Source organism: Pseudomonas sp. LBUM1652 (assembly GCF_059716105.1).
Genome location: NZ_CP166804.1, coordinates 3488665 through 3506464 on the forward strand (window position 1 = coordinate 3488665; position 17800 = coordinate 3506464).

Here is a 17800-nt window from a genome sequence, read left to right on the forward strand (position 1 = left end):
ATAAAGAGATACTTATCTCTATTTCTGGATAAGACCTTAAAGATCAAAAGATCGCAGCCTTCGGCAGCTTCTACAGGGTGGATAGGCTTCAAATTGTAGGAGCTGCCGAAGGCTGCGACCTTTTTTGGCCGACGAAATCTCCCGATTGAGACAAAACTCTATCCACATATTCAAAATAGAGAATAATTTCCTTAAATTTCAACACGTTAACAACTTGGCACACATCTCGCTTTGCCCCTTCCTACACCCGTTTCAACCACAAAAATAACAATTCTGGAGAGACACACCATGAGTGTGATCATTGCCTTGGCAGCCCTGGCGCTGTTGATGGTCGCTGCGTATCGTGGCTACAGCGTTATCCTCTTCGCACCCATCGCCGCGCTCGGCGCTGTTCTGCTGACTGACCCGTCCGCCGTTGCCCCAGCCTTCACAGGGGTGTTCATGGAGAAAATGGTCGGTTTCATCAAGCTGTATTTCCCCGTGTTTCTGCTCGGTGCCGTGTTCGGCAAATTGATCGAACTGTCGGGTTTCTCGCGCTCGATCGTTGCGGCGGCCATCCGTCTGTTAGGCACAAAGCAGGCCATGCTGGTGATCGTGCTGGTCTGCGCCCTCCTCACCTACGGTGGCGTTTCGCTGTTCGTGGTGGTGTTCGCGGTTTACCCGTTTGCGGCGGAGATGTTTCGCCAGAGCAACATCCCCAAACGTCTGATCCCGGCCACCATCGCCCTCGGCGCGTTTTCGTTCACCATGGACGCCCTGCCCGGGACACCACAAATCCAGAACATCATCCCCAGCACGTTCTTCAATACCACCGCGTGGGCGGCGCCGTGGCTGGGTGTGATCGGCACGATTTTCGTGTTCTGCGCCGGCATGCTGTTTCTGCAACGTCAACGCAACAAGGCTCAACGCGCCGGTGAAGGCTATGGCACCGAACTGCGCAACGAGCCGGAAACCGCCGAAGACCTGACGCTGCCGAACCCTTGGCTTGCGCTGTCGCCGTTGTTGGCGGTGGGCATCATGAACCTGCTGTTCACCCACTGGATTCCGCAGTGGTACGGCAAGACCCACAGCTTGGCGCTGCCAGGCATGGCCACACCGGTGACCACTGAAATCGCCAAACTCACGGCGATCTGGGCCGTTCAAGCCGCATTGCTGGTCGGGATTCTGATGGTATTGGCGTTCGGCTTTCAGGCGATTCGCAGCAAACTGGCCGAGGGCAGCAAAAGTGCGGTCAGTGGCGCGTTACTCGCAGCGATGAACACCGCTTCCGAATATGGTTTCGGCGCAGTGATCGCCTCGCTGCCGGGCTTTCTGGTGCTGGCCGACTGGCTCAAGCAAATCCCCAATCCACTGGTCAACGAAGCGATCACCGTGACCTTGCTCGCGGGTATTACCGGCTCTGCTTCGGGGGGCATGAGCATTGCGCTGGCGGCAATGTCCGAGCAGTTCATCAGCGCCGCCAATGCGGCGAACATTCCGCTGGAGGTGTTGCACCGCGTGGCTGCGATGGCCAGCGGCGGCATGGACACCCTGCCGCACAACGGCGCGGTCATCACGCTGTTGGCGGTCACTGGCCTGACCCATCGTGAAGCCTATAAAGACATTTTCTGTATTACGCTGATCAAAACCCTGGCGGTTTTCGTGGTGATCGGCACTTTCTACGCCACTGGCATTGTGTGAGGCATTCATGACGACTCTTACTGGCAAGACCGCACTGGTTACCGGCTCCACCAGCGGCATTGGCCTGGGCATTGCGCTCGTGCTGGCCAAGGCTGGAGCCAATGTTGTTCTCAATGGCTTTGGCGATGCGTCCAAAGTGATTAGCGAGGTGGCGCAGTTCGGCGGCAAGGTCGGCCATCATCCGGCGGATGTCAGCGACCCGGCGCAGATTGCCGAAATGATCACCTACGCCGAACGCGAGTTCGGTGGCGTGGACATTCTCATCAACAACGCGGGCATCCAGCATGTCGCCGCCGTGGAAGAGTTTCCGATTGAACGCTGGGACTCGATCATCGCCATCAACCTCTCTTCGGTGTTTCACAGCACCCGCCTGAGTCTGCCGGGCATGCGCTCCAAAGGCTGGGGGCGGATCATCAATATCGCCTCTGTACACGGCCAGGTCGGTTCCACAGGCAAAGCGGCTTACGTTGCTGCCAAACACGGGGTGATCGGCCTGACCAAAGTGGTCGGTCTGGAAACCGCGACCAGCAACGTCACCTGCAATGCGATTTGCCCGGGCTGGGTACTGACGCCGCTGGTGCAGAAGCAGATCGATGATCGCGCCGCCAAGGGCGTCGATCCGCAGCAGGCGCAGCATGATTTGCTGGCCGAGAAACAGCCATCGCTGGAGTTCGTTACGCCGCAGCATCTGGGGGAACTGGTGTTGTTTCTGTGCAGCGAAGCAGGCAGCCAGGTGCGTGGTGCGGCGTGGAATATTGACGGTGGGTGGTTGGCGCAATAAGCCGCGACACCTTCAGGAAAACAAGAGGCAAACAAATGTCCGACATCCTCTGGCAGCCCGACGCCAACCGCATCGCCAAGTCGCGCATGGATACCTTCCGACGCTTCGTCAATCAGCGCCATTCGCTCAATCTGGAAGGCTACCCTGCCCTGCACCAATGGAGCATCGAAGAGCGTGAAGCGTTCTGGCAAGCCATCGTCGACTTCTTCGACATTCGCTTCCATACCCAGCCAGACGCCGTGTTACGCGAAGGTGAATACATGCCCAGCGCCGAATGGTTTCCCGGCGCCACCCTAAACTTTGCCGAACATTTATTGCGGCGCCGTGATGACGCCGTGGCGGTGGTAAGTCTGGCCGAGAACGGTCAGCGCGAGCAATTGAGCTGGGCCGAACTGGCTCACCAGGTCGCCGGTTTCCAGGCCAGTCTGCAAGCCGTGGGCGTGGGTCTCGGCGACCGGGTGGCGGCGTGTATGCCCAACACCTGGCAGACGCTGGTGGCGATGCTCGCAACCACCAGCCTTGGGGCAATCTGGTCGTGCTCTTCGCCGGATTTCGGCACCCACGGCGTGATTGATCGTTTTGGCCAGATCGAACCGAAAGTCCTGATCACCTGCGCCGGTTACCGCTATGCCGGCAAAGAGATAGACCAGACGACGAAGCTCAATGAAATCCTTGCGCAACTGCCATCGCTGCAACAGTTGATCATCGTTCCCTATGCACGTGCGCAAGCGCGCATCGAAGACTATCGCACGCAAGCCAATGTCACCCTGTGGGACGACTTTTATCAGCCCGGCGATGAGCCGCGCTTCGTCCCGGTGCCTTTCGCTCATCCGCTGTACGTGCTGTATTCCAGTGGCACCACGGGCGTGCCGAAATGCATCGTGCACAGCACCGGCGGCGTGCTGCTGCAACACGTCAAGGAACATGGCCTGCACGTCGACCTCGGCCCAGGCGATCGCTTGTTTTACTACACCACCTGCGGCTGGATGATGTGGAACTGGCTGGTGTCGGCACTCGCGGTCGGCAGCGCCGTGGTGCTGTACGACGGTTCGCCGTTTCACCCGGGCCCGGAGCGTTTGCTGGATCTGCTCGACGACGAACGCGTCAGCGTCTTCGGCACCAGCCCCAAATACCTCGCGACGCTGGAAAGCAACGGGCTCAGACCGCGCGAGAGCCATAATCTCAGCAGCCTGAGAACCCTGCTTTGCACCGGCTCGGCGTTGTCGCCGCAGAGTTATGACTTCGTGTACCGCGACTTCAAACCCGACGTGTGCCTGGCTTCGATGTCCGGCGGTACCGACATCGTTTCCTGCTTCGTCAATGGCAACCCGATGTCGCCAGTGCGTCGCGGTGAAATCATGGGCAAGAGCCTGGGCATGGCAGTTGAAGTGTGGAATGACGCCGGGCAACCCGTGATCGGCGAAAAGGGTGAACTGGTCTGCACGCGGCATTTTCCGGCGATGCCAATCGGGTTGTGGAACGATGCCGATGGGGAAAAGTTGCGCAAATCCTATTTCAGCCTGTTCCCCGGTGTCTGGGCGCAGGGCGATTACGCCGAACAGTTGCCCCATGGCGCGATGATGATCCACGGTCGCTCCGACGCCGTGCTCAATCCCGGCGGCGTGCGCATCGGTACGGCGGAGATCTATCGCCAGGTCGAGAAGATTTCGCAGGTGCTGGACAGCGTGGCTATCGGTCAGCAATGGCAGGATGATGTGCGGGTGGTGCTGTTTGTGAAATTGCGCGAGGGCGTCGAGCTGGATGAAGCATTGGAGCAACGAATCCGCCAAGTGATCCGCGCCAATACCACCCCACGGCATGTACCGGCAAAGATTGTCGAGGTCGCCGACATTCCGCGCACCATCAGCGGCAAGGTCGTGGAGCTGGCGGTGCGCAACGTGGTGCACGGAGAGCCGGTGAAAAACACCGATGCGCTGGCCAACCCGGAGGCACTGGAGCAATTTCGCAATAGAAACGAGTTGCGCAGTTGATCGTAAAGATCACAGCCTGCGGCCGGGGAGACACGCCCGGCGCAGGCTGTGATCTTTTGAGGCTGTCTAATCCACCAACCCCCACTCCCCCGAAGCGGCTGGCGGCGGCCCGGGCACCCTATCATCATGCAGTTTCAGGCGCAGACGCAGGTTGTTCACTGAGTCCGCATGGTTGAGCGCCTCCTCCTCGCTGATGACACCTTCCACGACCAACGTAAACAGCGCCGCATCAAAGGTCTGCATCCCAAGCTCGGCAGACTTCTCCATGATCGCCTTCAGTTCCCCCAACTCGTTACGGCGAATCAGATCCGCGACCGTCGGCGTACCCAGCATCACCTCGACCGCCGCTCTGCGCTGCCCGTCCAGGGTGCGTACCAGTCGTTGCGATACAAACGCTTTAAGGTGGTTACCCAACGCATGCAACAGCTGCGGGCGTCGCTCTTCGGCAAACATGTTGATAATCCGATCCAGCGCCTGGTTGGCGTTGTTGGCGTGCAACGTGGAAAGCACCAGATGCCCGGTTTCGGCAAATGCCAAGGCGTGTTCCATGGTTTCGCGGTCACGGATTTCTCCGATCAGCACGACGTCCGGCGCCTGGCGCAGGGTGTTTTTCAGCGCTGCATGAAAGCTGCGCGTGTCGACGCCGACTTCACGCTGATTGATGATCGACAGCCTGTGCCGATGGATGTACTCGATCGGGTCTTCGATGGTGATGATGTGCCCGGTGCTGTGGCGGTTGCGGTGATCGATCAACGCTGCCAGCGACGTCGACTTGCCCGAGTCGGTGGCGCCGACAAACAGGATCAAGCCTTGTTTGAGCATCACGGTTTCGAGGAGTACCGGCGGCAGTTTCAAGTCTTCGAAACGCGGAATGTCGAGTTTTACATTGCGAATGACGATCGACACATCGTTGCGTTGCTTGAAGATATTGACCCGAAAGCGGCCAATCCCGGCTCGGGAGATCGCCAGATTCATTTCCAGATCCCGGTCGAACTCTCGGCGCTGCTCGGCGTCCATCAGTGAGGCCGCCATGGCGGCAATTTCACCGGATTTGAAGGGTTCGTCGCTTAATGCCGTCAGTACACCGTCTACTCTTACACTGGGCGGCGCGGCGGTAGACAGGAACAGGTCAGAACCCTGTAAGTTGGACAAACGAGATAACAGTGCATCGATTTCCATGGCAAAAAGCACCTGCGAAGCATTCAATGAGCAGAATTGGCCGCCGTCGTGACGCGACGAGCCATACAGCGTCTATAGCCTGCAACAATGATAGACGCCGCCTCACCGACCGACGCTCAGGATTGATGTGATGAACGCTGCACCGACCAACGACGACGCGCAGGCACTGATCGCCCGCACCGACTGGAGCCGCAGTCCACTGGGCGCGGCAGGAACCTGGCCGCAGAGCCTGCGTACCGCGGTGGATATCGTGATTCATTCGCCGATGCCGATGCTGTTGTTGTGGGGGCCGCAACTCACGCAAATTTATAACAACGGCTTCGCCCTGCTCGCCGGCAACAAACATCCCCACGCTTTCGGACAGCCTGCGCACCTTATATGGCCGGAACTTCGAGACTTCACTGACCCGATTTACAGCGCCGTCCTGCAAGGCCAGGTACGCACCTACAGTGAACGACGCTTCACCCTGCAGCGCGACGGTAAAGACACCGACTTCTGGCTGGATCTGACCTACAGCCCGATCCGCGATGAAAACGCGCAGGTCGCCGGAATTCTGGTTACGGCGATCGAAACCAATGAGCGCCGACGTATCGCCCTGGAGCTGCAGCAGCGCTCCGACGACAGCCTCAAGGCTCAGCGCGAAACCGAAGAGCGCTTGCAACTGGCCCTCGCCGCGACAGATGCGGTCGGTACCTGGGACTGGGATATCGGCGAAGACCGCTTCATTGCCGACGCCCACTTCGCCCAATTGCACGGCATTGATCCGTCTCGCGCCGCGCAATTGCCCATCAGTGATTACCTGCACGGAGTCCATCCTGAAGACCGTGCGCTGGTGGCTCGCAGCATCAAACATTGCATCACCCACGGCACCGAATATGCCGAGGAATACCGCTTGTTGCTGCCCGGCGGTGAGCAACGCTGGGTGTTTGCCCGCGGCCGCTGCTACAAGGATCACCATGGCCGGCCGGTGCGTTTTCTCGGCGCTGCGCTGGACCTGACCGAGCGCAAACACACCGAACAGGCGTTGCGCCAGAGCCAGACTGAGTTGCAGCTGATCATCAACGCCATGCCGATCCTGATCAGTTATGTCGACCACGAAGAACGCTTTCGCCTCAATAATGCGGCTTATCTGGACTGGTACGGCCTCACACCCCAAGAGCTGTGCGGCCGAACCATTCGTGAAGTGATCGGTGAGGAAGCGTATTTCCTGCGCGCGCCGTATATCGCCGAAGCACTCGCCGGTCGATCCTGTTCGTTCAGCCTGTACACGCCCCACCGCGACGGCAGCAGCCGCCATGCCCTGATGAATTACCTGCCGCGCCACGGTGCGGACGGTTCGGTCAACGGTTTCTACATCTTTGTGATCGACGAATCCGAGCGCAAGAAAACCGAAGAAGCCCTGCGTAACCTCAATGAAACCCTTGAAGAGCGTGTCAGCGCCCGCACCGAGCAATTGGCCCAGGCCAATCAGCGTTTGCAGAACGAGATGTTCGAACGCGAGCGCGCTGAAGATGCGTTGCGCCATGCGCAGAAGATGGAGGCGGTCGGTCAGCTTACCGGCGGCATTGCCCACGACTTCAACAACATGCTCACCGGGATCATCGGCAGCCTCGACCTGATGCAGCGCTACATCGCCAACGGTCGCGCCAGCGAGATCGGCCGCTTTACCGAAGCCGCCGTCGCCTCGGCGAACCGTGCGGCCGCCTTGACTCACCGGTTGCTGGCGTTCTCGAGGCGGCAATCGCTGGATCGCAAGCAACTGAACGTCAACGAACTCATTCACTCGCTGGAAGACCTGATCCGCCGCACCAAGGGCGATCCAATCGACCTCAAGTTAAAGTTGGCCGACGACTTGTGGCCGGTGAGCACTGACATCAGTCAATTGGAAAACGCCCTGTTGAATCTGGTGATCAACGCCCGCGATGCCATGCCTGAGGGCGGTGACTTGCTGATCGAAACGGCAAACGTCTTCCTCGACGGCAGCGACATCACCACCCTCGAACCGGTCAAGGCCGGCGATTACCTGATGCTGGCGGTCAGCGATAACGGCACGGGAATGACGCCATCGGTCAGGGCCAAGGCGTTCGATCCCTTCTTCACCACCAAACCGATCGGCCAGGGCACCGGGCTCGGCCTGTCGATGATTTACGGTTTTGCCCAGCAATCGGGTGGGCATGTCAGCCTCGACAGCTTGCCCGGCCAAGGCACCTGCGTGCGTCTGTACTTGCCGCGAATGGTTGGCCTGGAAGCGGAACGTCTGCCAGTCGAGCCCACCGAGCCGCAACCGGCCACGGCCACCGGTGAATCCGTGGTGGTGGTCGAAGACGACCCGGCGGTGCGCATGCTGGTGCTCGATCTGCTCAAGGAGTTGGGCTATCAGGCGCACGAAGCCGAGGACGCCCGGGTGGCCCTGCCGTTGCTCGAATCCGATCTACGGGTGGACCTGCTGGTTACCGACGTCGGCCTGCCGGGCATGAATGGTCGCCAACTCGCGGAAATCGCCCGTCAGCATCGCCCGGGCCTCAAAGTATTGTTCATGACCGGTTATGCTCAGAAAGCCGCCGAACGCCAGGGCTTTCTCGAGGACGGCATGGACATGGTGGCGAAACCGTTTTCCATCGAGCTATTGGCCAGCAAGATCCGCGCGATGATCAGCCAAACCTCTTGAGTTGAGGCATAATCCGCGCCCCGCCTTCACCCCGTTATCAGGTATCGCAAGATGAAAGCCCAAGCCCGCCACATTCTGGTGAAAACCGCCGAAGAGGCCGAACAGCTCAAACAACGTATCGCCAAGGGCGAAGCGTTTGATGTGTTGGCCAAGAAATTTTCCACCTGCCCGTCCGGCAAACGCGGCGGTGATCTGGGTGAAGTGCGACCGGGGCAGATGGTGGGGGCGATTGATGCGGTGATTTTCAAGAAGCCGCTGCGTACGGTGCATGGACCGATCAAGAGCAAGTTCGGTTATCACCTGGTGCAGGTGTTTTACCGCGATTGAGGGGTTGGCTTTCGGGCCTCTTCGCGGGCAAGCCCGCGAATCGATTGCACAGCAAGCGGCCATTCACCGTTTACTTCGGAATCAACGCACCCGGCACTTGAATCACCCGGCTTGCCAACCTATGTCCCGCTTCGGCTGCATCGGCGGGACTGCCACCCATCAAACGACTGGCCAGATACGCCGCACTGAAAGAATCCCCCGCCGCCGTGGTGTCCACGACCTTCTCGACCTTCTGCGCCGGCACTTCAAACGCTTCACCGTCACAGCGAATCAGGCATGCCTCGGCGCCGCGCTTGAGCACCACTTCCGGCGTGCCGATCTGCGCGTAAGCGTCGAACACCGCATCGCAATCGGCAAAACCAAACAGCGCCTGCTCGTCATCCACCGTCAGCAACGCCAGATCGATGTGCGGCAACACGCTGCGATAGGCCGCCCGCGCGTCTGCCAGTGACGCCCACAAACGTGGTCGGTAGTTATTGTCGAAGACAATCCGTGCATCCCGCTGACGCGCTTCGATCAACACCTGAATCAATCTTTCGCGGCCCTGCGCACCGAGCACGGCCAGGGTGATGCCGCTGAAGTACAGCACGTCGTAATCCGGCAACGCGGCCAGAATCGGCTCGGCGGCCGGGGTGGTGAAGCAATCGCGCACAGCCGCTTCGTTGCGCCAGTAGAGAAAGCGCCGTTCGCCGTTGGCGTCAGTCTGGATGCAATACAAGCCCGGCAAGCGACCGGGCAGGCGCTGCACCAGGTCAAGGCCAATACCTTCGCTGGTCCAGATCTGGCACATGGCGTCGCTGAAACTGTCATCGCCCAGCGCCGTGACGTAATCGACCTGAGCCTTGTCGCCCAAGGCGCGAGACAGGTAAACGGCAGTGTTGAGCGTGTCGCCGCCAAAGCTCTGCTGCAGGCTGCCATCGGCGCGTTGCTGGAGTTCGATCATGCATTCGCCTATCAGGGCGATGCGCGGGGCGTTGGGGCCCAAGGGGCTGAGGGTGGTCATTGGGTGGTGTCTCTGCTGATTCGCGGGTGTCTGGTCTGGCCTCATCGCTGGCAAGCCAGCGATGATCACTACTCGGTTTCGAGTCTTAGAAACAGGTTTCCATGCTCTCGATCACCGACAACTGCTCATCCACCAGCAACCCCACGCGCCACTTATCAAAGGTCAGGCACGGGTGCGAAGTACCAAAGGAAACGATGTCGCCGACGCGCAGTTCAACGCCCGGCGCCACGGTCATGAACGCGTGCTGATCCATCACCGCTGTCACCTTGCATGCACTGACATCATCGCCCTCCGCCGGCAACACGCCTGCCTTGTAACGCAGCAGCGGCACCGGCAGCCCGGCATCGAACGCCACATCACGCTTGCCCAGGGCAATCACCGCAAACCCCGGTTCCGGCATCGACTGTACGTGCGCCCAGACTTCCAGCGCCGGCCGCAGGCCTTCATGCAAATCGCTACGACGATCGAGCACGCAGCACTGCGCTTCTTTGTAGATGCCATGGTCGTGTGCCACGTAGCTGCCCGGACGCAACACACTGAGGAAGCGGCCGCCAGCGTTCTGCGCTTCGAACGATTCGGCGATCAGGTCATACCACGCCGATCCCGAAGCGGTGATGATCGGCTTGGGAATGGCAAACGCCCCGCTGTTCTGCAATTGCACCGCCAGACGCACCAGCGACGCGGCGAACGCGCGAATACCGCTGACCGCGTGATCACCGTGAATCACGCCTTCGTAACCTTCGATACCGGTAAGCGCCAACGAAGGTTGCGCGTTAATCGCTTTGGCCAGCTCAATGACTTCCTGCTCGCTGCGGCACCCGCAACGACCACCGACCACGCCGTACTCGATCATCACGTTGAGCTTCACCCCGCGCGAAGCAAAGTAGGCGCCGAGGTCGGCAACGTTGTCCGGATGATCGACCATGCAATGGAAATCGAACGACGGATCGACCAGCAGATCGGCAATCAGCGCCATGTTCGGCGTGCCGACCAATTGGTTGGCCATCAACACCCGGCGCACGCCGTGGGCATATGCCGCGCGGGTCTGGGTAGCGCTGGCGAGGGTGATGCCCCAGGCGCCCGCGTCAAGCTGACGCTTGAACAGGGCCGGGGTCATGCTGGTCTTGCCGTGAGGCGCGAGTTCGGCGCCGCTGTCACTGACGAACTTCTGCATCCAGCGAATGTTGTGCTCCAGCGCCCCGCGGTGCAGCACCAGCGCCGGCAGGCTGACGTCTCGTACCAGGTGCGCGCCGATGGCGGCATCGCCCTTTTCCACAGCAGTATTGATGGCAGTCGTCATGGTCAAACTCCTCGCATTCATTCGCGGCGCAGACAGCCGCGGTTATTCGTTGATTCGCCGGGCGAGGCTGTTGGCACTCTCGATCAGAACCCGGCGATAGTCGTTGTAATTGTTCTTCGCGTCGGCCCGTGGGGCGACGATGCACAGGGTGCAGATTGCAACGCCGGAAGGGTCTTTGACCGGTGCCGCGAAGCAATGGGTGAAGGTGTCGGCAACACTGTCGAAGGAGAAAAATCCATCGATGCCGGCCTGACGGATTTCTGCCAAAAACCGCTCCAGCGGCAGGCGTTCACCGTCGGGCAGGATGTAGTCGTCTTCGTCGATCAGGTCGATGATTTGCTGATCGCTCAGGTGCGCGAGCAGCAAGCGCCCGGACGCGGTCCATGGGATCGGCGCGTTCTCGCCGATATCAGAGGAAATGCGGAAGTGCCGCTCGCCCTCCTTCATCAGCGCCACGGTGTATTTGCGCCCGTTGAGCAGGCACATCTGCGCGGTTTCGCGAGTCTGGCTGACGATCTCCTGCAAGGCGTGATCGGCTTCGCGGCTGAGGTCGAAATGGCGCAAATGCGCCTGACCGAGGAAGTACAGCTGCCGGCCGAGATAGACGTGACCGTCCTTGCCCACCGGTTCCAGGATTCGTCGCTCCAGCAACGAGGCGACCAGTTCATAGACCGTGGATTTCGGGCTGCCGATGCCGTTGGCGATGTCATTCGGACGCAGCGGCTGGCCGACTTCCTTGAGGAAATCGAGGATATCGAACGCCCGGTCCAGACCTCGGGCCCTGCGTTTGATGGTGTCTTCGGTCATTTCAGTGGTTCCCATTCAAAGTCGCCGGGAGTTTACCGAGAGTATTGCATCGCTTGGTAGGCCGCTTTCGCGAGCAGGCTCGCTCCCACAGGGGATTGCATTTCAAATGTGGGAGCGAGCCTGCTCGCGAAGAAGTCAGCACAGATTTCAGGCCTTCTTCTTGTAAGCAATGCAATCAATCTCAACCTTGCAATCCACCATCATGCTCGCTTGCACACACGCCCGCGCCGGAGCGTGTTCCGGTTTGAAGTACTCGCCGAAGACTTTGTTGAAACTGCTGAAATCACGCGGATCGTCCAGCCACACGCCGGCACGCACCACGTCTTCCAGGCCGTAACCGGCCTCTTCGAGAATCGCGATCAGGTTCTTCATGGTCTGGTGCGTCTGCTCGACGATGCCGCCAACAATAATCTCGCCATCCACTGCCGGCACCTGGCCGGACACGTGCAGCCAGCCATCCGCTTCAACGGCGCGAGCGAATGGACGAGGCTGACCACCAGCGGCGGTGCTGCCGGTACCGTAACGCGTAATGCTCATGGGTGTTTCTCCTGATTACAAAAGTGAAAATTCAGAACCGCGTGCTTTTCAGAAACTCAGCCAGACGCGGTGATTGCGGGCGTTCGAACAGCTCCTTGGGAGGCCCCTGCTCTTCGATCCGCCCTTGGTTCATGAAAACGATTTTGTCCGAGACTTCGAAGGCGAAACGCATCTCGTGGGTCACCAGCAACATGGTCATGCCGTCTTCGGCCAGGCCCTTGATCACGTTGAGCACTTCGCCGACCAACTCCGGGTCGAGGGCTGAAGTGACTTCATCGAACAGCATCAGGCTCGGGTTCATCGCAATCGCCCGGGCGATGGCCACGCGCTGTTGCTGACCGCCGGACAACTGACCGGGAAAGTGATTGCGCCGTTCCAGCAGGCCGACCCGCTCCAGCCATTTCTCGGCCAGCACCACGGCTTCATCCTTGTGCATCTTTTTCACCTTGAGCAGTCCCAGGGTGACGTTCTGCAACGCGCTCAGATGCGGGAACAGATTGAACTGCTGGAACGCCATGCCGGTCATGGCGCGATGGCGAGCGATGACTTTTTCACCATGGCGCACGCGTTTGCCGTTGACCTCGTCATAGCCGATCGATTCGCCCTCAAGCAGGATCTGCCCGCCCTGGAACTCTTCGAGCATGTTCACGCAGCGCAGCAGCGTGGTCTTGCCGGAACCGCTGGAGCCGATCAGCGTGACGACGTTGCCGCGTTGCATGCTCAGGTCGACGCCTTTAAGCACCTCCACAGTGCCGTACTGTTTATGCAGGCCACGGATGTCCAGCAGTGGCTGGCCGTTTTGAACGTTGGAAACTTGAGCTTCAGTCATGGCAAGGCCACCCGCTTTTCAATGTGCCGGCCGAGTAATTCGATGCCGAAGTTGATGACGAAGAACAGAAAACCGGCGAACAGATAGAACTCCAGGGTCATGAAGTTCCGGGCGATGATCTGTTGAGTGCTGAGCAGCAATTCGGCGACGCCGATCACCGAAAGCAAGGTCGATGCCTTGACGATTTCGGTGGACGAGTTGACCCAGGTTGGCAGGATCTGCCGCAGTGCCTGGGGCAACAGCACATAGCCGAGGGATTGGTAAAACGTCAGACCGATGGCCTTGCTGGCTTCCAACTGCCCACGGGGCAACGCTTGCAACGCACCGCGCACGATCTCGGCGACGTGAGAGCCGCAGAACAGCGTCAGCCCCAACGCGCCGGCCTGAAACGCGCTGATCTGCCAGCCAAGCGCCGGCGCCATGTAGAAACAGGCCAGGACCAGCACAAACACCGGGGTGCCGCGAATAATGTCGACGTAAAAGCGGAACGGTGCGCGCATCCAGAACTTGCCGTAGGTCAGCACCAGACCGGCAAACACACCGAGAATCGTGCCGAACAGAATCGCCAGCGCCGAAGCCTGCACACTGGTCAGGAAGCCTTGCCAGAGTGGCTCGCGCGCCACCCACAATTCATGCAACCAACTGGGGGATTCGTACATCGCAGCCTCCTATCGGCGGATCGCCAGACGCTGCTCGAGATACCGCAGCAGCATGGCAATGAGGTAACAGGCCGCGACATACAGCGCCGTGGTCACCAGCCAGGTTTCGATCACCCGGTAGCTCTCGACGTTGATCTTGCGCGCGTAATAGGTCAGCTCCGGCACCGCAATTGCGGCGGCCAGCGAGGTGTCCTTGAACAGCGAAATGAAGTTGTTCGACAGCGCCGGCAGTACGTTGCGCAGCATCACCGGCACGGTGACGTAGGCTTTCACTTGCCACTCGCCCAGGCCAATCGCCAGCCCGGCTTCGCGCAGACCTTTCGGGATGCTGAGCAAACCACCTCGGAACACTTCGGTCAGGTACGCCCCGGCATACAGCGACAGGGTGATGATGAACGACGGGATCTTGTCCAGGCGGATGCCCAGGCTCGGCAAGGCAAAATAGATCAACAGAATCAACACCAGAATCGGCGTGTTACGGACCACCGTGACGTACACCGAAGCCAACACCCGCAAGGCGCGATGCTTTGACAGCAAGGCAAACGCCATCAGCAGGCCGATCACGCAGCCGATGGCGATCGACACCAGCGCCAGTTCGAGGCCCAGACCGAGCCCCGCCAGCAAGGTGTCGAAATCGCGCCACACGGCGGCAAAGTTCAACTGATAGTTCATGGTCAGCAGTACCTTGAGCGGGGCGCGTTATCGGCGCCCCACTCTCACGGGATCATTTGAATTCGACAGGGAAACCGATGGCTGGGGACGGCAGATCCACACCAAACCACTGCTTGAACGACGCCGCGTAAGTCGGGAATTCAACGCCGGTCATGGCTTCATGCAGCGCGGTGTTGACGAAGTTCAACCAGTCCTGATCGCCGCGTTTAACCGCGCAGGCGTAGGTCTGTGGGCTCCAGGCGTAGGCCGGGCTGCGGTAGCGGCCAGGGTTCTGCACCATCAGGTATTTGACCGAGGACTGATCGGTGGCGGCGGCATCGGCGCGGCCGGAGTTCACCGCCTGATACATCAGATCGACGCTGTCGTACTGATCGACCTTGGCCTTGGGCAGTGCCTGGTGCACCAGTTCCTCGGCATAGACGTTTTGCAGCACGGCCACAATGACGCTGTCGCCGGCAGCCTGCAGGTCTTCGATTTCCTTGTACTTGCTGTTGTTCGGCAGCAACAGGCCGACGCCTTCGCGGTAATACGGCAGGGTGAAGGCGACTTGCTGGGCGCGGCTGGCGGTCACAGTGATGAACTGGCAGCTCATGTCGACCTTGTCGGTGAGCAGATTGGGAATCCGTGCATCGGACGACTGAACGACGAACTCGACTTTGCTCGGATCGTTGAACAGACCTTTGGCCACCATCCTGGCGATGTCGATATCAAACCCCTGCAACTTGCCGTCCGCGCCTTGGAAGTGCCACGGCGCATTGGTGCTGCCAGTACCCACAATCAGTTTCCCACGGGCCAGAACACTGTCGAGCTTGCTGTCGGCTGCCTGGGCCATACCCATGACAGCGGACGAAGCCGCAAGAACAAAAACACACGCTTTGAACAAGGAAGGTCGGCGATGCATGGCAAGCACTCCAGGATGATGTTTATTCCGCTATACCGGAACACGGCTTGTTACTACGGAATAGACAGCAGAAAGTGTGCCACAGGATTCGCGAGGAATCTGCAACGGATTGAAATGTTCGGGGAATCAAAGGGATACGAGAGTCGCACAAGACGGTGTCTAGCGAGGTGCCTCCATCGTGCGCTACCGCAGGCCACACATTGCGGGTAGCGGGGCCACATCTCGGTGCAACATTATTGAAACTGCACACCTGGTTCGCACTGTCACCTGTCAACTCTGACAGTAGATCAACGCCTTGCGGAGTATTACCGTCAACCCAGTCGAAATCACCAGTGCAACGAGGTTGATATGCGCCCTGTAACACAGCGTCCAGACCTGCCCGACACCTACCGCAAAGCCCTGAATACCTGGCGCCCGGTAATCCTGTATTTCGCCAACGAACACTGCCCTGCTTGCGAATGGGCCGGGCCGATTTTTCGTCAGATTGCCGAGCCGTACCGGCATCGCGCCAATATCTACATGCTTAACACCAGCGAATCGCCGCGCCATCCACAGGTGACTGGCACGCCAACGGTGCTGTTCTACCAGGACGGCAGGCTGGTGAAAAAACTCAAGGGGATTGGCACTGAAGAAACGTTGGCGGCTGACTTCGCCCGGCACATTGGCAAAACCAAGGCACCAATGGTGCTGCGTAAGCAGCGGCATGATTTGAGTTGGCTTCGACGCACCTTGAGAAGCTATTGCAGCATCCCGCGTGCGCAGTCACTTCGACACCACGCGATATCCCTGTAGGAGCTGCGGCACGCTGCGATCTTTTGATTTTGTTTTTTAAGATCAAAAGATCGCAGCGTGCCGCAGCTCCTACAAGGGAGATTCGTGTTTACGCGGCCTCACGCACCAACAACACCCGCGTCACCCGCCGCTCTTCCACAGCCTTGACGGTCATCTGCCAGCCCGCATATTCCAGACGATCACCCATCATCGGCAGCCGATCCAGCAAGCTCATCACCAATCCGGCCATGGTCTGGTAATCCTCGGTTGGCTCGGCGCCAAAACCGGTACGCTGGCGAACACGCGCCAGGTTCAATGCGCCACTGACCATGAAGCCGCCCTGCTCCTCGACTACGTCCGGGCCTTCGATTTCGCTGGCATCGGGCAACTCGCCGGCAATCGATTCGAGAATGTCGGTCATGGTCAACACGCCGACAAAGTCGCCGAATTCATTGACTACAAAGGCAATGTGGGTCGACGCCGCGCGCATCTGTTCCAGCGCGTTGAGGATCGAGTAGCTGTCGAGCAGATTGATGGTCTTGCGCGCCAAGTGCTCCAGATTCGGCTCAGCACCGGCCAGGTACTCCTTGAGCAATTCCTTCTTGTGCACGAAGCCTAAGGGTTCATCCACAACACCATCGCGAATCAGCGGCAGACGCGAGTAGGACGAGTGCATCAACTTCGTCCGGATCGCCTCGGCATCGTCAGCCAGATCGATAGTGTCGACGTCGGCGCGCACGGTCATCAGGCTGCGGATCGGCCGCTCGGCCAATTGCAGCACGCCACTGATCATCACCCGCTCACGACGGTCGAACAGCTCCGCGCTTGGCGCATCACCGTCGTCCAACAGGTCGGAAAGCTCTTCACCGACCTCCTCCACCGCCAGTTTGCGTCCGCCAAGCAAGCGCAGCACCGCGTGCGCCGTGCGTTCGCGCATCGGGCGCAGGCCCTGCATCGAGCGTTTGCGTCGGGCACGGGCGATCTGGTTGAACACCTCGATCAGGATAGAGAAACCGATGGCCGCGTACAGATAGCCTTTCGGGATGTGGAAGCCCAGGCCTTCGGCGGTCAGGGCAAAACCGATCATCATCAGGAAGCCCAGACACAGCATGATCACGGTCGGGTGCGCGTTGACGAAGCGGGTCAGCGGCTTGCTCGCGACAATCATCAGGCCAATGGAGATGATCACCGCGATCATCATCACCGCCAGTTCATCGACCATGCCCACAGCGGTAATCACTGCGTCCAGCGAGAACACGGCGTCGAGCACAACGATCTGCGCGACGATCGGCCAGAACAGCGCATAAGCGGTGTTGCTTGAGCGCTCGCCGACATGGCCTTCCAGCCGTTCGTGCAACTCCATGGTGGCCTTGAACAACAGGAACACACCGCCGAACAGCATGATCAGGTCACGGCCGGAGAAGCTCTTGTCAAACACCTCGAACAACGGCTGCGTAAGGGTGACCAGCCAGGAAATACTCGCCAGCAGGCCCAGGCGCATGATCAGTGCCAGCGACAGACCGATGATCCGCGCACGGTCACGCTGATGCGGCGGCAGTTTGTCCGCGAGGATTGCGATGAACACCAGGTTGTCGATACCCAGCACCAGTTCCAGCACGATCAATGTCAACAAGCCTAACCAGGCCGTGGGATCCGCTAACCATTCCATAAAACGTCTCGATCTCTATTCAGTAA

General features: G+C 59.6%; 16 protein-coding genes. 6 read left to right on the plus strand and 10 right to left on the minus strand.

Translation table 11 applies throughout. The annotated features are described in order from the left end of the window. The first annotated feature begins 288 nt into the window (after positions 1-288). Genes ACA069_RS15720 through ACA069_RS15730 form a run of 3 tightly spaced genes read left to right on the plus strand, consistent with a single transcriptional unit; the run spans position 289 to position 4452 of the window. The gene (locus tag ACA069_RS15720; protein ID WP_187679939.1) at positions 289-1680 is read left to right on the plus strand and encodes a GntP family permease; all 1392 of its coding nucleotides are present in this window, start codon (positions 289-291) and stop codon (positions 1678-1680) included. Between the two features lie 7 nt (positions 1681-1687). Then, on the plus strand, positions 1688-2461 hold the full coding sequence (hbdH, locus tag ACA069_RS15725; RefSeq protein WP_489879497.1) for a 3-hydroxybutyrate dehydrogenase: 774 nt from the start codon (positions 1688-1690) through the stop codon (positions 2459-2461). 35 nt (positions 2462-2496) lie between these two features. Next, entirely contained in the window at positions 2497-4452 is a 1956-nt protein-coding gene (locus ACA069_RS15730; protein WP_497614190.1) for an acetoacetate--CoA ligase, read from the plus strand. A gap of 66 nt (positions 4453-4518) precedes the next feature. Here the strand turns inward: ACA069_RS15730 and ACA069_RS15735 are convergent, their stop codons facing one another. Continuing rightward, positions 4519-5631 (minus strand): PilT/PilU family type 4a pilus ATPase, encoded by a 1113-nt coding sequence (locus ACA069_RS15735; protein ID WP_497614191.1) that lies wholly within the window; start codon positions 5629-5631, stop codon positions 4519-4521. A gap of 130 nt (positions 5632-5761) precedes the next feature. On the opposite strand from ACA069_RS15735, the gene ACA069_RS15740 reads away from it, so the two are divergent. After that, positions 5762-8299 (plus strand): PAS domain-containing hybrid sensor histidine kinase/response regulator, encoded by a 2538-nt coding sequence (locus ACA069_RS15740; RefSeq protein WP_401263850.1) that lies wholly within the window; start codon positions 5762-5764, stop codon positions 8297-8299. 51 nt (positions 8300-8350) lie between these two features. Further along, positions 8351-8626 carry a peptidylprolyl isomerase gene (locus ACA069_RS15745; protein WP_007912322.1) on the plus strand — a complete coding sequence of 92 codons (276 nt, stop codon included), beginning with the start codon at positions 8351-8353 and terminating at the stop codon, positions 8624-8626. A gap of 70 nt (positions 8627-8696) precedes the next feature. On the opposite strand, the gene ACA069_RS15750 is transcribed toward ACA069_RS15745, so the two are convergent. The 8 genes from ACA069_RS15750 to ACA069_RS15785 all read right to left on the minus strand — a co-directional run bounded on the left by ACA069_RS15750 (position 8697) and on the right by ACA069_RS15785 (position 15334). Continuing rightward, complete coding sequence (locus ACA069_RS15750) at positions 8697-9629, minus strand: sugar kinase (RefSeq protein WP_497614193.1); 933 nt, start codon at positions 9627-9629, stop codon at positions 8697-8699. 85 nt (positions 9630-9714) lie between these two features. Beyond that, positions 9715-10929, minus strand: coding sequence for an amino acid deaminase (locus ACA069_RS15755; RefSeq protein ID WP_497614195.1), 1215 nt, complete (start codon positions 10927-10929; stop codon positions 9715-9717). 42 nt (positions 10930-10971) lie between these two features. Further along, the gene (locus ACA069_RS15760; protein ID WP_187679954.1) at positions 10972-11736 is read right to left on the minus strand and encodes an IclR family transcriptional regulator; all 765 of its coding nucleotides are present in this window, start codon (positions 11734-11736) and stop codon (positions 10972-10974) included. 147 nt (positions 11737-11883) lie between these two features. Then, positions 11884-12273, minus strand: coding sequence for a RidA family protein (locus tag ACA069_RS15765; RefSeq protein WP_007912330.1), 390 nt, complete (start codon positions 12271-12273; stop codon positions 11884-11886). Positions 12274-12304: 31 nt separating this feature from the next. Next, positions 12305-13102, minus strand: coding sequence for an amino acid ABC transporter ATP-binding protein (locus ACA069_RS15770; RefSeq protein WP_187679948.1), 798 nt, complete (start codon positions 13100-13102; stop codon positions 12305-12307). Beyond that, on the minus strand, positions 13099-13761 hold the full coding sequence (locus ACA069_RS15775) for an amino acid ABC transporter permease (protein ID WP_497614199.1): 663 nt from the start codon (positions 13759-13761) through the stop codon (positions 13099-13101). The genes ACA069_RS15770 and ACA069_RS15775 overlap by 4 nt, the downstream gene beginning before the upstream one ends. Before the next feature lie 9 nt (positions 13762-13770). Continuing rightward, entirely contained in the window at positions 13771-14433 is a 663-nt protein-coding gene (locus ACA069_RS15780) for an amino acid ABC transporter permease (protein ID WP_305438150.1), read from the minus strand. A gap of 52 nt (positions 14434-14485) precedes the next feature. Continuing rightward, positions 14486-15334, minus strand: coding sequence for a transporter substrate-binding protein (locus ACA069_RS15785; RefSeq protein WP_497614201.1), 849 nt, complete (start codon positions 15332-15334; stop codon positions 14486-14488). 348 nt (positions 15335-15682) lie between these two features. Between ACA069_RS15785 and ACA069_RS15790 the strand changes: the two genes are divergently transcribed. Then, complete coding sequence (locus tag ACA069_RS15790; RefSeq protein WP_497614203.1) at positions 15683-16126, plus strand: thioredoxin family protein; 444 nt, start codon at positions 15683-15685, stop codon at positions 16124-16126. An 88-nt stretch (positions 16127-16214) separates the two neighbouring features. Here the strand turns inward: ACA069_RS15790 and ACA069_RS15795 are convergent, their stop codons facing one another. Then, positions 16215-17774, minus strand: coding sequence for a TerC family protein (locus ACA069_RS15795; protein ID WP_401263839.1), 1560 nt, complete (start codon positions 17772-17774; stop codon positions 16215-16217). Positions 17775-17800: the final 26 nt, after the last annotated feature.

What these genes read in the sequence shown, in the direction of transcription:
- hbdH (WP_489879497.1), top strand. Translation starts at nt 1,688, where the DNA reads ATGACGACTCTTACTGGCAAGACCGCACTGGTTACCGGCTCCACCAGC.
- ACA069_RS15720 (WP_187679939.1), top strand. Translation starts at nt 289, where the DNA reads ATGAGTGTGATCATTGCCTTGGCAGCCCTGGCGCTGTTGATGGTCGCT.
- ACA069_RS15765 (WP_007912330.1), bottom strand. Translation starts at nt 12,273, where the DNA reads ATGAGCATTACGCGTTACGGTACCGGCAGCACCGCCGCTGGTGGTCAG.
- ACA069_RS15760 (WP_187679954.1), bottom strand. Translation starts at nt 11,736, where the DNA reads ATGACCGAAGACACCATCAAACGCAGGGCCCGAGGTCTGGACCGGGCG.
- ACA069_RS15790 (WP_497614203.1), top strand. Translation starts at nt 15,683, where the DNA reads ATGCGCCCTGTAACACAGCGTCCAGACCTGCCCGACACCTACCGCAAA.
- ACA069_RS15745 (WP_007912322.1), top strand. Translation starts at nt 8,351, where the DNA reads ATGAAAGCCCAAGCCCGCCACATTCTGGTGAAAACCGCCGAAGAGGCC.
- ACA069_RS15775 (WP_497614199.1), bottom strand. Translation starts at nt 13,761, where the DNA reads ATGTACGAATCCCCCAGTTGGTTGCATGAATTGTGGGTGGCGCGCGAG.
- ACA069_RS15730 (WP_497614190.1), top strand. Translation starts at nt 2,497, where the DNA reads ATGTCCGACATCCTCTGGCAGCCCGACGCCAACCGCATCGCCAAGTCG.
- ACA069_RS15740 (WP_401263850.1), top strand. Translation starts at nt 5,762, where the DNA reads ATGAACGCTGCACCGACCAACGACGACGCGCAGGCACTGATCGCCCGC.
- ACA069_RS15795 (WP_401263839.1), bottom strand. Translation starts at nt 17,774, where the DNA reads ATGGAATGGTTAGCGGATCCCACGGCCTGGTTAGGCTTGTTGACATTG.
- ACA069_RS15735 (WP_497614191.1), bottom strand. Translation starts at nt 5,631, where the DNA reads ATGGAAATCGATGCACTGTTATCTCGTTTGTCCAACTTACAGGGTTCT.
- ACA069_RS15755 (WP_497614195.1), bottom strand. Translation starts at nt 10,929, where the DNA reads ATGACGACTGCCATCAATACTGCTGTGGAAAAGGGCGATGCCGCCATC.
- ACA069_RS15770 (WP_187679948.1), bottom strand. Translation starts at nt 13,102, where the DNA reads ATGACTGAAGCTCAAGTTTCCAACGTTCAAAACGGCCAGCCACTGCTG.
- ACA069_RS15780 (WP_305438150.1), bottom strand. Translation starts at nt 14,433, where the DNA reads ATGAACTATCAGTTGAACTTTGCCGCCGTGTGGCGCGATTTCGACACC.
- ACA069_RS15750 (WP_497614193.1), bottom strand. Translation starts at nt 9,629, where the DNA reads ATGACCACCCTCAGCCCCTTGGGCCCCAACGCCCCGCGCATCGCCCTG.
- ACA069_RS15785 (WP_497614201.1), bottom strand. Translation starts at nt 15,334, where the DNA reads ATGCATCGCCGACCTTCCTTGTTCAAAGCGTGTGTTTTTGTTCTTGCG.